Below are 13,231 nucleotides of genomic sequence, written 5' to 3' on the forward strand. Positions count from 1 at the left end.
TAGGCCCGCTAAAGTGTCGGAGGCAGGGCTGAGGAGCACCTGGACACGCAACCCCGCGAGCGCTTGTGGATTCGATCGAGTTTGAGGAGCTGCAACGCCGCCTGAAGGCGCTTGAGGAGGAAAACGCACGCCTCAAGGCGCAGCGGAGCGCCGTCGTCACCGAGCGGCAAAGGGCGGAATCCGCGCTCGCCGAAAGCGAGGAGCGTTACCGCACGCTGTTCAACTCGATCGACGAAGGCTTTTGCATCATCGAGTTCTTCGACGGTCCGCACGGCCCGCTCAGCGACTATATCCATATCGAGGCCAATCCCGCCTACACCCAGCATGCCGGCATTCCTGATGTGGTCGGCCAGAAGGTCCGCGAGATGGTCCCTGATGAAGCCGACGGCTGGGTCGAGCTGTATGGCGGCGTCCTGCGCACCGGCGTACCGATCCGTTTCGAGCGCGAGCTGGTCGCGACCGGACGCTACCTCGAACTGGCCGCCTTCCGGGTCGAGCCGGCCAGCCGCAAGCAGGTTGCCGTGCTGTTCCAGGACATCACCAAGCGCAAGCGCGCCGAAGAGGCCCTGCAACAGCTCAACGAAAACCTGGAAGCGCGGGTGGTCGCGGCTCTGGCCGAGCGCAAGCTGATGGCCGACATCGTCGAGGGCACCAATGCCTTCGTGCAAGTCGTCGACCCCAACTTCCGCTGGCTTGCGATCAACAGCGCGTCCGCCCAGGAATTTCACCGTATTTTCGGTATCATGCCGAAGGTCGGTGACAACATGCTTGAACTCCTTGAGGATCAACCCGAGCACCGCGACGCCATCCATGCCATCTGGTCCAAGGCCCTTGCGGGCAAGGAGTTCGTCGAGATCGCCGAATTCGGCGATCCCGGCCGCGCCCGCCGATCCTACGAAATGCGCTTCAATTGCCTGCACGATGGCGACGGTCAGCTCGTCGGCGCCTACCAGTTCGTCTACGACGTCACGGAACGTCTCCAGGAACAGGAGCGCCTGCGTCAGGCCGAGGAGGCGCTGCGCCAGTCCCAGAAGATGGAAGCGGTCGGCCAGCTGACCGGAGGCATCGCACATGACTTCAACAACCTGCTCACCGGCATCACCGGCTCGCTGGAACTGTTGCAGACGCGGCTGAGCCAGGGCCGCGTCAAGGAGGTCGACCGCTACGTGGCCGCTGCGCAAGGCGCGGCCCGGCGCGCGGCCGCGCTTACACACCGGCTACTCGCTTTCTCGCGGCGGCAGACGCTCGATCCAAGGCCAACCGATCTCAACCGGCTCGTGACGGGGATGGAAGAATTGATCCGCCGCACCGTCGGGCCCGAGATCGCGCTGGAGGTTGTCACCGCAGGCGAATTGTGGGCAACGCTGATCGATGCATCGCAGCTTGAAAACGCCCTGCTCAACCTCTGCATCAATGCCCGCGACGCGATGCCGCAAGGCGGCCGCATCACCATCGAAACCGCCAATCGCTGGCTCGACGAGCATGGCGCGGGCGAACGCGATCTCGAGCCCGGACAGTATGTTTCGCTCTGCGTCACCGACACCGGCGTCGGCATGGCGCCCGACGTGATCGAGCGCGCCTTCGATCCGTTCTTCACCACCAAGCCGATGGGCCAGGGCACTGGCCTTGGCCTCTCGATGGTCTACGGATTCGTACGCCAGTCCGGCGGCCAGGTGCGGATCTATTCCGAGGTCGGCCAGGGCACCACCATGTGTCTCTATCTGCCGCGTCATTATGGCAAAGAGGCTGAAAAGCCTTCAGCGCTGACAACGAAAAACGCGGCGCGCCCGGAGGCGAGCCACACCATCCTGATCGTCGACGACGAGCCGTCGATCCGCATGCTGTTGACCGATGCGCTGGACGAGATCGGATTCAACGTCATCGAGGCACATGACGGCCCGACCGGACTGAACATCCTGCAATCGGACGCCACCATCGACCTGCTCATCACCGACGTCGGCTTGCCCGGCGGCATGAACGGCCGCCAGCTCGCAGATGCGGCGCGCGGGACCAGGCCATCACTGAAGGTGCTGTTCATCACCGGCTATGCCGAGAACGCGATCATCGGAAACGGCCAACTCGCGCCGGGCATGCAGGTGCTGACCAAGCCGTTCGTCGTCGAGGCGCTGGCAGGCCGCGTGCTCGATATGATCAAAGACGGAACCGACCCGGGCTGACGGGCTGGGATCCCGGGACATCAGCCCTGATGCGGCCCGCGCATGATTTTCATGGCGTCGGCAATGTGGCGCCACTCCCTGGCGTCATCGGCCTCCCCGCGGCCCTCACAGGCCTGCGCCTGTTCGGAAGCCTTCGCGATCGCCGCAAAACCATGCTGTTCCAGCATCTGCCGCGCGACGGTGTGGACCTGGACCTCGGACATCATGGGGCGCTCTCCGTTTGTGGTCACCGCGGCACCCGCCGTCGGCGCTCCGCGGTCTCCGCCAACGATTTTGCCGCAACGCTCGTTCCGTCCGTCGCCGATCACATCGGCTCTTGACCATCCAAATGATAGAAGGCGGCCCGCTGTGCCCAGCGGACCGCCTTCTCACCCACCCCAAAGACTGGCCGGGCACCCCTACCCGACTGCCACTCTCTTGGGCTCGAAATCGTTGGGCACTTCGATATCGACCTCGAGGGTCGAGACCTCGTCGCCGCGCTCGAGCCGCACGATCACCTTGGTCGGATCCAGCGTGACGTGCTTGGAGACGACGGCGAGAATTTCCTCGCGCAGCACACCGAGCAGATCGGGCTGGCCACGCAGTCCGCGTTCATGCGCAAGCAGGATCTGCAGCCGTTCGCGAGCGACGGGAGCAGACGCCTTGTTGCCACGGAGAAGCCGGAGCAGACCCATGCTCATGCCGCCCTCCGTCGCAGCAGACGATCCATGAAGCCTTTGCGCTCGGTCGGCACCTGCATGGCGACGGTGTCGCCGCAGAGCCTGCGCGCGGCATCGATATAGGCCCGCGCGGGTGCGCCTTCGGCATTGGACAACGTCACCGGGGTGCCGACGTTGGAGGCTCGCAGCACGTCCTGGCTCTCCGGGATGATGCCGAGCAGAGGCGTTGCCAGGATTTCGAGGATGTCGTCGATGGTCAGCATCTCGCCGCGCGCGGCGCGGGATGGATCGTAGCGGGTGATGAGAATGTGCTTCTCGACGCGTTCGCCCTTTTCGGCCCGCACGGTCTTGGAATCGAGCATGCCGATGATGCGGTCTGAGTCGCGCACCGATGAGACTTCCGGATTGGTGACGATCACGGCCTCGTCGGCAAAGCGCATCGCCATGGAGGCGCCGCGCTCGATGCCGGCCGGGCTATCGCAGATCACCCAGTCGAAACGGCTGCGCAGGTCCGCGATGACCTTGGCCACGCCCTCTTCCGTCAGCGCGTCCTTGTCGCGGGTTTGCGAGGCCGGCAGCAGCCAGAGATTCTCCAGCCGCTTGTCCTTGATCAGTGCCTGCGGGAGTTTCGCGACGCCCTGCACCACGTTGATCAGGTCGAACACCACGCGGCGTTCGGCACCCATCACGAGGTCGAGGTTGCGCAGGCCCACGTCGAAATCGACCACAACAACCTTGTCGCCGCGTTGCGCGAGCGCAGCTCCCAGCGCGGCGGTGGTCGTGGTCTTCCCGACGCCGCCCTTGCCCGATGTGACGACCAGAACTTTGGCCATTGAAATATCCTCCTTGACTGGTCAGTTCAGCGCTGTAATTCGCATGGTGCTGCCCTCGAGCCAGGCTTGGGCAGGCCGGCCGCGCAAGGCCGCGTCGATATCGTCGGCAGTTTGATAAAACCCGTCGATTGCAAGCAGTTCGGCCTCGATCTTCTGACAATAGATGCGCGCGCTCGCGTGACCGTTGACGCCCGCCATGGCGCGGCCGCGGAGCGCGCCGTAGATGTGGATGGAACCGCCTGCGACGACTTCGGCGCCGGAGCCGACCGAGCCGAGAATGGTCACGTCGCCTTCCGGGAAGATGATGGTCTGGCCGGAGCGTACCGGGCTTTCGAGCAAGAGCGAGGTCGGCTTGGTCTCGGCCTTCGCCTCAGGTTTCTTGGGTGCGGTCGGCTCGATCACGCAGCTGCGTCCGCCCGACAGCAACGGCGGCATCGCCGGCGTCAGCCGCGCCTCCTCCACGCCCTCGATCCCGAGCACACGGATGTTGCGGTCCCGAAGGCTGGTGAGAAGGTGATTGATGCCGGACCGGCTGAGGTCGACCGAGGACAGATCGATCACCACGGGCCGGCCGGCGAAGAAGCCGGGCGAGCGCGCGATGGTGGCGTCGATCTCCTGGAGCCAGTCCTGGATCGGAACCGTCGGCACGAACACGAAGGCCACATAGGAGCGCCCGCGAAGGCGCACCATCTGGCGTTGGACTTTTGCTGCAGCCTCCATGGCGGCCGACTCGTTCCCTGTTATCGAATGGTTAACGATGCGGCCGATATGGTTAATGGCTGGTTAATTTCTCCGTGGAGTTACGTGGGAGGATGGGAAGGCCAGCGTTCCCAGAGCTTAGTCAGCTTCCTCGTACACGCCCGCAATGAAGTCGGTGAACGTCGGTGCGAGCGGCAGGACGTAGCCCCATCTGTCGGACATCGCTTCGGCGAGCGTCCAGGGCTGCTCGTATTCGGCGACCTCGTGATCGATGAACCAGATCCGGCCGAAATGAGCCTTGTCGATCGTCATGCAGATCGGGTTGCCGCCGTGGTCGCTCATGATCCACAGAAGCTCGTCGACGGTTGGCCATTGCGGCGTCTGTCGCGTCCGCACCAGCGAGCATTTGTCGCTTCTTAATCCCAGCACCTCCTGGATCGCACCGGCCCAATGCCCTTGCGGCCAGTTGAATTCGGCCGAGCCCCGGAAATAGCCGCCGGCGCAGTTGAGCACGAAACTGCGATAGTCATCCGGCAGACGGCAACCAAGCGCTTTCTCGAACGATGCGAGCGCGGCTTCGGTTGGCGCTTCTCCGGCAGCGCTATCGACGCCCGCGATGAATTTGGCAATGTCCATGTGGTCTCTCCATGGCGCGTACGCGCGCCAAGGCTTCGTCGCAGCCATAACGACGCCGGTTCGAGACGAGAGGAAAGGACCGCGGCCTCAGAGCAGCTTCGCGCTGACAAACAGCGCGCGCACCGCGTTGGTCGCCTGGACCGCGAGCATGGCGTTGCCGGCCGCGCCCTCGAGCGCCTGGACGGCGTCCTCATGGAGCGAGCGGAATTCCATCCACTCGACGGATTTGAAGTTGGTGAGGAATTGATAGGCCTGGCCGACGGTCGCGATCGCCAGCGTGTCACCGTTCAGCTTGATCTTGAACGTCGTGCGCAGCGGGGTCTCGGAGCTCTGTGGATCACTCATGGGCTGCTTCTGGACGACAACGGCTTAATGAAGGGCAAACGGCAGCCGCCGTCCCGGCAGAGATCAGGAATCGGTGCTCGCGCGCTGCGAGGCGGTCGTCGCATCCTTCAGGTTCGGCACCACGACCAGGCGGTTGAACTCGCCATTGTCGTAGGCCTTGAGGAAGCGATCATAGTCCTTGATCGAGACACAACCGTTGGAATCCCCGCGCGGCCCAAGCATGTAGGTGTGGGTGAGCAGGCCGACGCGGCCGAGTGCGCTGGTGCCGTCGGTCGGGGTCATGCGCAGCGCGCGAACGCCGTGGAACAGTTTTTCGCGCGGCTTGAGGTCGTACGTCGCAGGCGGGGTCGCGCCCACCATGCGCTGGTCGACATGCTCGGGATCGTCCATCAGCGCGCCCATGCCCGAATGGGCCTCGATCGCGACGCCGCTCGGCAGGTAAAGCGCCTTGGCCGAGATGTCATAGACCGCCGTCTTCGAATCGTAGCCCAGCGCGGCGAGATCCGGCGCCCTGCCGAGCAGACCGTCGCCGGGCGTCAGCGAGGCCAGCCTGATCTTGTCAGTGAATTTCTCAAAGAAATTGCGGTTGTCGACCCTGGGATTGGTGTCCGCATAGGCCTGGCTGGAAGCGATCTGGGCGGAGAGATCGGCCTGGACCGGTCGCGAGCGCGGCATTGGGACGACGTCCGCGCGCTGCGAGGGCCGTCGCTCATCGATCGTCGCCGGCTGATCGTTATCAACAAGGGTCGAGCGCCAGTCGTCGCCCTGGAGCTTCTGGGCGAGCATCGCCTTGGCGTCGCGAAGCTTGAGCTGGACTGCATTCAGCGCGGAGCGTTCCATCGTGCGCAGACCAAGGTCGCGCGGGGGCGGATTGCCGGACAGCGACGCGAAACGGTCTTCGAATGACGGTGTATTGGACGGCGGCAGTGCGGCAGAAACAAGCGGCGTGGAATCGCCCATGTCCGCGACCCATGCCGCAGCGCCCAGCGCCAGCGCGATGGCAGCCATCGACAGCAATATTGTCTCGGCACGCCCAACACGGCGGCGCGACAACTGCCCCTCGACGCTTGCGCGGTCGGAAACCATCAGATCCCCAAATCGACCTCCGGGGGACCCAACCCCACCCGGAGACTCTCTACCAGCTAGCATATTGGGAGCCAAAAGTTAGGCATAATCACGGCCGGCAAGAAAGTTTGAGGTATCATATAACCGTATTTGCCATCTTGAGCACTTCGCAAGAGCCCACCGCCCGCCTTTTCGCGCGGAAGTCCTCTCAGCCCTCGCAGCCTTCGATCGAAAGACCTGGCCGGCACAACTGCCAGCGCACACAGCGTAAACCCGCGCTTAACGGGCTCGCCTTACTTTTCCCGAGAAAAATCATTCTCCGCCCGTCCCAAATTGCCGGATCGTTCATGAAAATCGGTACGCTGCTGACCACGGCCATCGTCTCGCTCTCGACCGTTGGCGGCGGGCTCGCCGTCTACGTCGCCGTCACCAAGTACCAGACGATGGAGCGGATCACGGAGGCACAGGGCCGGCTCGCGATCGTCCGCGCCGTCAGCGACATCCCGCGCTATCTCAACCCCGAGCGCGGCTTCGCCACCAACATCCTCTACGGACCCGCAACCGTCGACCCGGGCCAGCTGAGCGAACACGACAAGCTGCGCAAGCAGACCGACGGCGCACGCGACAAGATGGACGCCCTGCGCAAGGAGCTGCCCGGCTCGTTCGACGACGGCAACACCATCGGCGGCAACATCGACGCGATCAATGCGAAGCTCACCGGCTTGCGCGAGGCCATCGACAAGGCGATCGCGGGGCCGGCGGACGCACGCAAGGATGCAGCCAGGAAGATCGTCGCCGACAATGCCGTGCTCAACAACGGCGTGACCGTGCTGCTCAACGAGCAGGTGCGCCGCATGGCGATCCTCAATGGCGATGCCTACCGCCAGGCCAATTACGCCAACATCGCGATGACGCTGCGCGACATTGGCGGCCTCAATGCCAGCATGCACAAGAACCTCGTCGGCGGCAAGAAGGTCGCGACCGATGCCGAGAAGGTCGACGTCGCCCGCATGCAGGGCCGCAACGACCAGCTCGTGATCTCGCTGATGGAATTGCGCGGCAATCCGACCACGCCCGCCAACGTCGCTGCGTCGCTGGAGACGTTGAACTCGGTCTATGTGGAAGGTTTCGGCCGTGACTTGAAGCTCGTCAAGGACGGCGCGGCGAGTGGCAAATACGAAATCGACGTCGAGACCTTCTACGTTGGATCGCAACGCGGCCTGGGGTCAATCATCGGCGTCCGCGACGCCTTCTACGACAACGCCGAGCAGATCCTTGCCGGCGCATCCGCCACCGCGCGCGTAAGCTTCACCATCGCACTCGTCGGCCTGCTCGCCGTGCTGATCGCCAGCGTCGGCCTCGTCGTGATGGTCCGCCGCCGCGTCTGCGCCCCGATCGTCAGCCTGACGACGCGGATGGCGCGGCTCGCCGACGGCGACGTTGCCGCAGAAATCCCCGGCGCCGAACGCTCCGACGAGATCGGGGCGATGGCCACTGCCGTCCAGGTGTTCAAGGACAACATGATCCGCGCCGACAGGCTCGCCGCCGAGAAGCAGGCCGAGAACGACGGCAAGATGCGACGCGCCCAGGCGCTTGACGAACTGACCCGCGCATTCGAGGCCAAGGTCACCGAGCTCGTCGGCGGCCTGTCGCAGGCGTCCTCCAGGATGGAGAGCACCGCGCAGTCGATGACCTCGACGGCCGCCCAGACCAACAGCCAGGCCGCAATTGTCGCCGCCGCCTCCGAGCAGACCTCGACCAACGTGCAGACGGTTGCAAGCGCAACGGAAGAGCTCAGCTCATCGATCGCCGAGATCGGCCGTCAGGTTGCGCAATCAACGGAGATCGCGACCCGCGCCGTCGACAACGCCCGCCGCACCGGCGACACCGCGCGTGCGCTCGCCGAGGGCGCGCAGAAGATCGGCGACGTCGTCACGCTGATCCAGAGCATCGCCGAGCAGACCAATTTGCTGGCGCTCAACGCCACCATCGAGGCCGCCCGTGCCGGCGACGCCGGCCGCGGCTTTGCCGTGGTCGCATCCGAAGTGAAATCCTTGGCCGGCCAGACCGCCAAGGCCACCACCGAAATCTCCGAGCAGATCACGGCGATCCAGACCGCGAGCGACCAAACCGTCACCGCGATCCGAAACGTCGCCGACGTCATCGCCGAGATCGACCAGATCGGCACGGCGATAGCCGCCGCCATCGAGGAACAGGGCTCGGCGACCAGGGAGATCTCCCGCAGCGTTCAGGAGGCCGCCCGCGGCACCCAGGAGGTCAGCTCCAACATCACGGGTGTACAGCGCGCCGCCGACGACACAGGTAGCGCCGCGAGGGACGTGCTGGGTGCCGCCGAACAGCTCTCGACCCAGTCGCGCGACCTCGCCAGCCAGTTCGACCGCTTCCTCGGTGAAGTCAGGGCGGCGTAGCGGACGACGGCCTCAGGCGGATTCCATCGCCATCCGCCTGCGGCCGACGTCGACGAAAGGCACTTCGACGAAGCGCCACATCAGCCACGCCGCCGGCGTCGTGATCAACAACGCCGCCACGAACAGGATCGCTGCGCGTGCGACCGGTTGCTGGTCGAACGGCAGCAGCCGGACCGCAATCGCAAGTCCGATCACGTGCAAAAGATAGAAGCTGTAAGATATTCGCCCGTAGAACCGAACGACATCGACATCGAACGGCCGCAGGACGGCCAGCGTCCGTGGACCGAAGGCCGCAAGGCCCACGAGCACCGACGCGCAAAGAGTTTCGAACCCAATCGTGACCGCGGTCTGCTTGCGAACCGCGACGATGAACATGACGCCAAACGCAGCGGAGGCGACCACGGTCGCCCGAGACGGCCGTAGCGTCGATTGCGATTCATTGCCCGGAGCGGTCCCGCCCGATTGCAGAAGCAGGCCGACGATAAAGGCATAAAGCGGCGCAAGATTGGTGGCGCCCTCCAGCAGGTGCACGTAGGGTCCCCAGAACGAGAGCGCGACGAGAATGACGACCAAGAACCACACGGGCATCGTTCCATGACGCCTCAGCAGAGCATGGGACATCAGGATCACCGGAATCGCGACGCACTCCACGGTCAGGGACCACATCACGCCGTTGATGTCGCTCTTGATGAGAAGCGAATTGAGGATAACGTTGAGCCGGTCGAACGATGGCGGCGTCAAGCCCATGTAGAAGCCGAAGCTCTGATGGGCCAACGTCAGCAGCAGGACCGTCGCGATTGAGGCCGGCAGCAGCCTGAACAGCCGGTGGCGCACGAAGGTGATCGGATCAGGATCGCGATCAAGCGATCGGGCGAGCAGGAACCCGCTGAGCACGAAGAAGACGACGACCGGCGCCATTCCGGTGGCGATGATGTCCCAGGAATGCGCGCAGGCGTGAAACGCAAGCACTGAGAGGGCCGCGTACCCACGTATGGCCTCAAGTCGCGGCAAAAACGCCGAATTCCGATGCGCTTCCATCAATACGGCGGTGCCTTGCGCGCCCGCTGCGCTTTGGCCGCCTCGATCCACCAGGCGAGATCATCGGCAAAGCGCGGGAACGCGCGCTCCAGCGCCTTCCCGCCCTCGCCGATCGGCTCGCTTTCGGCGGACAGCGTCTGCGCGATCGGCCCGACGCCGATGGTGCTCGAGATCACCACCATGCCCATCTCCGACAGCGTTCCATGCCAGGCGGTCGAGGCGCGCGCACCGGAGAGGCGACCGGCGGAATAGCTCACGATCGCGGCCGGCCGCCAGAACCATTCCTCCAGAAAGTGATCCGTGAGGTTCTTGAGGCCGGGCTGAATGCCCCAATTATATTCGCCGGTGACGAAGATAAAGCCGTCGGCGCCACGGATCTGCCCGGCCAGCGTTTCCAGCGCTTCGGGCGCTGTGCCTTTTGGATATTCCTTGTACATGCGGTCGAGCATCGGCAACCCGATTGCCTTGGCGTCAATGAACTCGACGTCCTCGCCGCGGCTGCGCAGGCGATCGATGACGAAATTCGCAAGGCGGATGCCCATGCGGTCGGAACGGTAGGAACCGTAGAGGACGAGGATGCGATTGCTCATGGACGGAAGGCTAGCACAAAACGGCGAGAGGGGTCTCCCCCGAATTGCGGCGTTATCGCTTTCGCCCGAATTCAAGCGTCTCTGACGGCGTCTCGCCGAACTGGTCGCGATAGCTTCGTGCGAAATCAGACAGGTGCCAGAATCCGAATGCCAGCGCGACGGCCTTGACGCTCTCGGCGCCGGCGAGCAGCCGCTGGCGCACCAGCCACAGGCGACGCAGGCGCAAATATCGATGCAGGCTCATGCCGCGATAGCGCCGCACCACGTCATGCATGGTGCGGACCGACAGGCCAAGCTTGCGCGCGATCTCTTCGCTGTAGATCGGTTGGGCGAGATCGTCCGACAGCAACGCGCGGATCTGCTGAAACATCTTGAAGTTGCGCTCGTCATTGGGCCACTGCGTCCAGCGGGCCGAAGCGACGTCGGCCATCGCCGCATCGACCGCGACGATCAGGGATTCCCGCATCGCCGTCGCCTTCAACGACACTTCGGCAACGTCGATCGGCTCGTATGCGGCCGCCACGACCTCGGTGACGACACGTCGCAGCCGGTGGAGGGCGACCGTGCTGGTCTCGAACAATTTGAAGCTCGACCGCGCTTCCGGCCAGCCACGGTCCGTCACGCGCGGCCTGAACACGAGCGAGGCGATTTGCCGCTGCACTTCCTCGACGGTGTTGTAGGCGGAACCGCCATCGCCGATGACGATGACGGAGCGATCTTGCCGCGCGCCGTTGAAGCGAATGGGCACCTCGCTATCGTCCATCGTAAACCCGATCGCGGTGCAATCGGCAGCGAGCTGTGCGTCAACCACTCGCGGAAAGGCGCGCGTGACGTTCACGTCGCAGCCGGGCAGACCCAGGATGATCTGCTCGGCAGCAATCCTTCGCACCAACGGCGTAAACTCGACATTCAGGCCGCGGATCGAACTGCGATACTCATCGACGTCCGAAAAGCGAAATATCTTTGGCGCCAATCCCGGCGCATCATCAACTCTGGTCATGACCAAATGAAAAAAACGCCGCGAGATGGGACCCATCCAGCGGCAGTACCGGATCGGTTTCTCCCCTTCCGGTTGCCCGCTACCGCGAAGGAATCGTATCCTAACGTCTTACAATCTATTGGCGAGGACCGAATTCGCAGGACTGGCCAACGCTTCGTATCCTGCCAAATTTCGATATCATTTCCAGCGATTTAGAAGGTGCGTCAATACCCTAAGGATCAAACTCTACAGATTTAATTAACAACTTTGGCGCGAAATACCATCCGTTCATTTGTTGTAGTCTTTTGAGTACAGGCCCTGCCATGATGGCAAATTCGCCTGCCGATATTCTTGTCGAGTTGGAAGACGCGGTTGCAGCATGTCCGCCGGATCGCTGCGCCCGTATCCTGTCGGGCATCGTTCGTCTGCTCACGTCCAGCCGCGACAGGCCTCAGGAATTGCTGGTCAACGTGGTCGATGGGGTCCTGCTTCGGCTGACGGAGCGCGTCCCACCTGGCGCGCTGGCTCAACTGAGCCAGACACTTGCTGCCCTCCATGTTGCCCCGCAACACACGTTGCGACATCTGGCATCCCACGACGACCCTGATGTCGCGTGCCCTCTCCTGCTCAAATCGCTGGCGCTCTCAACCGACGACCTGACGGCGGTCGCGAAATCGTGCAACGAAGCACATCAACTCGCGATCTCGCGCCGTGATCGGATCGAACCGGCCGTGGCCGAGGCGCTCGTCACGCATGGCACGCGCGCGGTCCGCCTCGCCCTGATCGACAACGCCGGCGCCCAGTTCTCCGATGCCGTCTACGCGTTGCTCATCGAGAACGGCGCGGCCGACGACGAGATCACGAAGGCACTGGCCCTCAGGCCCGGCACGCCCGACCTCATCTTGCGCAAGCTGCTCTCGGCTTCGCCCGGACCGAAAGCCCCGGCGAGGCCCAATGCCTCCAGCCTGCCTCCCGCTCAAACGCCTGCGCCTGCTCCGCCGAAGTGCCCCAATCCTGCCGATTATGCCAGTGCAAGGCCGGAGATCGTTGCGCTCAACCGCGTGGGCAAGCTCAACGATTCCACGGTGAATCGCTTCGTGATCCGCGGCGAGACCGCCAATCTGTTCACCGCCCTGTCGGTGCTGTCAGGGGCTCCGATCGAGATCGTCGAGCAGGTCATGAGCGACGATGACTGCGAGGGCCTGGTGATGGCCTGCCGGGCCTCGCGCCTGAACTGGGCGACCACGCTTGCGATCCTGAGCAATCGCAGCGGCGCGCGGCTCTCCTACGGCCAGCGCGAACGCGCGCAACACCTCTTCGAGACACTTCTTCTGTCGACCAGCCAATGGACGGTGCGCTGGGGCGAAATCGCGGCGAGCGCGAACACGCGCGATCGCGGCGCGGGAATGGGGAATAGCCGATGAAATTCGATGGCCGCAAGGACGCACGTGTGAGAATGGACCACCGGCAACCCGTCAATCTGATGGGTTCAGACGGCACTTGGCGGCGCAGATGCGTGCTGATCGACGTGTCGAACACCGGAGCCAAGATCGAGGTCGAGGGGACGCTCGACGTGCTGCAAGCCAAGGAATTCTTCCTGGTGCTGTCGTCGACGGGGCTCGCCTATCGGCGCTGCGAGCTGGTCTGGATCGACGGTACCACGGCCGGCGTGCACTTCGTCACCGCGGACGGCAAGAAGAAGGCAACGAGCGGAAAAGCGGCCGCCGCGCAAAACGCCCCCGCAGGCAAATAGGCTCGAGACATCGTCAAGCTCGTTCAAC

Annotated in this window: 14 protein-coding genes; 4 read left to right on the forward strand and 10 right to left on the reverse strand. The window is 64.0% G+C overall.

Annotated features, from left to right (window positions below; all coding sequences use genetic code 11):
- The first annotated feature begins 65 nt into the window (after positions 1-65).
- Positions 66-2,177 carry a PAS domain-containing protein gene (locus JQ621_RS03965; protein WP_212233090.1) on the forward strand — a complete coding sequence of 704 codons (2,112 nt, stop codon included), beginning with the start codon at positions 66-68 and terminating at the stop codon, positions 2,175-2,177.
- A gap of 20 nt (positions 2,178-2,197) precedes the next feature.
- Here the strand turns inward: JQ621_RS03965 and JQ621_RS03970 are convergent, their stop codons facing one another.
- From JQ621_RS03970 to JQ621_RS04000, 7 genes are all read right to left on the reverse strand, one after another.
- The gene (locus JQ621_RS03970; protein WP_212233091.1) at positions 2,198-2,383 is read right to left on the reverse strand and encodes a hypothetical protein; all 186 of its coding nucleotides are present in this window, start codon (positions 2,381-2,383) and stop codon (positions 2,198-2,200) included.
- A 192-nt stretch (positions 2,384-2,575) separates the two neighbouring features.
- Positions 2,576-2,857, reverse strand: coding sequence for a cell division topological specificity factor MinE (minE, locus tag JQ621_RS03975; protein WP_212233092.1), 282 nt, complete (start codon positions 2,855-2,857; stop codon positions 2,576-2,578).
- Positions 2,854-3,669, reverse strand: coding sequence for a septum site-determining protein MinD (gene minD, locus JQ621_RS03980; RefSeq protein ID WP_212233093.1), 816 nt, complete (start codon positions 3,667-3,669; stop codon positions 2,854-2,856). Before minD ends, minE begins: the two co-directional genes overlap by 4 nt.
- Before the next feature lie 21 nt (positions 3,670-3,690).
- Entirely contained in the window at positions 3,691-4,389 is a 699-nt protein-coding gene (gene minC / locus JQ621_RS03985) for a septum site-determining protein MinC (RefSeq protein ID WP_212233094.1), read from the reverse strand.
- Positions 4,390-4,506: 117 nt separating this feature from the next.
- Positions 4,507-5,004, reverse strand: coding sequence for an SMI1/KNR4 family protein (locus JQ621_RS03990; RefSeq protein WP_212233095.1), 498 nt, complete (start codon positions 5,002-5,004; stop codon positions 4,507-4,509).
- Positions 5,005-5,091: 87 nt separating this feature from the next.
- Positions 5,092-5,349: a hypothetical protein gene (locus JQ621_RS03995; RefSeq protein ID WP_212233096.1), complete on the reverse strand. Its 258-nt coding sequence runs from the start codon at positions 5,347-5,349 to the stop codon at positions 5,092-5,094.
- A gap of 63 nt (positions 5,350-5,412) precedes the next feature.
- Positions 5,413-6,366, reverse strand: coding sequence for a DUF2778 domain-containing protein (locus tag JQ621_RS04000; RefSeq protein ID WP_249124804.1), 954 nt, complete (start codon positions 6,364-6,366; stop codon positions 5,413-5,415).
- 395 nt (positions 6,367-6,761) lie between these two features.
- Here JQ621_RS04000 and JQ621_RS04005 point away from each other — a divergent pair, with 395 nt between their 5' ends.
- Positions 6,762-8,843 (forward strand): methyl-accepting chemotaxis protein, encoded by a 2,082-nt coding sequence (locus JQ621_RS04005; protein WP_212233098.1) that lies wholly within the window; start codon positions 6,762-6,764, stop codon positions 8,841-8,843.
- A gap of 12 nt (positions 8,844-8,855) precedes the next feature.
- Here the strand turns inward: JQ621_RS04005 and JQ621_RS04010 are convergent, their stop codons facing one another.
- The 3 genes from JQ621_RS04010 to JQ621_RS04020 are packed head-to-tail and all read right to left on the reverse strand — an operon-like array spanning position 8,856 to position 11,471.
- Positions 8,856-9,881, reverse strand: a complete 1,026-nt coding sequence (locus JQ621_RS04010) for an acyltransferase family protein (protein ID WP_249124642.1) — start codon at positions 9,879-9,881, stop codon at positions 8,856-8,858.
- Entirely contained in the window at positions 9,881-10,471 is a 591-nt protein-coding gene (locus tag JQ621_RS04015) for an NADPH-dependent FMN reductase (protein WP_212233100.1), read from the reverse strand. Before JQ621_RS04015 ends, JQ621_RS04010 begins: the two co-directional genes overlap by 1 nt.
- Before the next feature lie 52 nt (positions 10,472-10,523).
- Positions 10,524-11,471, reverse strand: coding sequence for a helix-turn-helix domain-containing protein (locus tag JQ621_RS04020; protein ID WP_212233101.1), 948 nt, complete (start codon positions 11,469-11,471; stop codon positions 10,524-10,526).
- A gap of 302 nt (positions 11,472-11,773) precedes the next feature.
- Here JQ621_RS04020 and JQ621_RS04025 point away from each other — a divergent pair, with 302 nt between their 5' ends.
- Together JQ621_RS04025 and JQ621_RS04030 are read left to right on the forward strand one after the other, a co-directional pair.
- On the forward strand, positions 11,774-12,874 hold the full coding sequence (locus JQ621_RS04025) for a DUF2336 domain-containing protein (protein WP_212233102.1): 1,101 nt from the start codon (positions 11,774-11,776) through the stop codon (positions 12,872-12,874).
- Positions 12,871-13,203 (forward strand): PilZ domain-containing protein, encoded by a 333-nt coding sequence (locus JQ621_RS04030; protein ID WP_212233103.1) that lies wholly within the window; start codon positions 12,871-12,873, stop codon positions 13,201-13,203. The genes JQ621_RS04025 and JQ621_RS04030 overlap by 4 nt, the downstream gene beginning before the upstream one ends.
- Positions 13,204-13,231 lie beyond the last annotated feature (28 nt).

The sequence above is a fragment of the Bradyrhizobium manausense genome (genome assembly GCF_018129685.1).
Lineage (GTDB): Bacteria > Pseudomonadota > Alphaproteobacteria > Rhizobiales > Xanthobacteraceae > Bradyrhizobium > Bradyrhizobium manausense_D.

Coding starts and splice junctions, on each gene's coding strand:
- JQ621_RS03970 (WP_212233091.1), bottom strand. CDS start 2,383: ATGATGTCCGAGGTCCAGGTCCACACCGTCGCGCGGCAGATGCTGGAA.
- minE (WP_212233092.1), bottom strand. CDS start 2,857: ATGAGCATGGGTCTGCTCCGGCTTCTCCGTGGCAACAAGGCGTCTGCT.
- minD (WP_212233093.1), bottom strand. CDS start 3,669: ATGGCCAAAGTTCTGGTCGTCACATCGGGCAAGGGCGGCGTCGGGAAG.
- minC (WP_212233094.1), bottom strand. CDS start 4,389: ATGGAGGCTGCAGCAAAAGTCCAACGCCAGATGGTGCGCCTTCGCGGG.
- JQ621_RS03990 (WP_212233095.1), bottom strand. CDS start 5,004: ATGGACATTGCCAAATTCATCGCGGGCGTCGATAGCGCTGCCGGAGAA.
- JQ621_RS03995 (WP_212233096.1), bottom strand. CDS start 5,349: ATGAGTGATCCACAGAGCTCCGAGACCCCGCTGCGCACGACGTTCAAG.
- JQ621_RS04005 (WP_212233098.1), top strand. CDS start 6,762: ATGAAAATCGGTACGCTGCTGACCACGGCCATCGTCTCGCTCTCGACC.
- JQ621_RS04010 (WP_249124642.1), bottom strand. CDS start 9,881: ATGGAAGCGCATCGGAATTCGGCGTTTTTGCCGCGACTTGAGGCCATA.
- JQ621_RS04015 (WP_212233100.1), bottom strand. CDS start 10,471: ATGAGCAATCGCATCCTCGTCCTCTACGGTTCCTACCGTTCCGACCGC.
- JQ621_RS04020 (WP_212233101.1), bottom strand. CDS start 11,471: ATGACCAGAGTTGATGATGCGCCGGGATTGGCGCCAAAGATATTTCGC.
- JQ621_RS04025 (WP_212233102.1), top strand. CDS start 11,774: ATGATGGCAAATTCGCCTGCCGATATTCTTGTCGAGTTGGAAGACGCG.
- JQ621_RS04030 (WP_212233103.1), top strand. CDS start 12,871: ATGAAATTCGATGGCCGCAAGGACGCACGTGTGAGAATGGACCACCGG.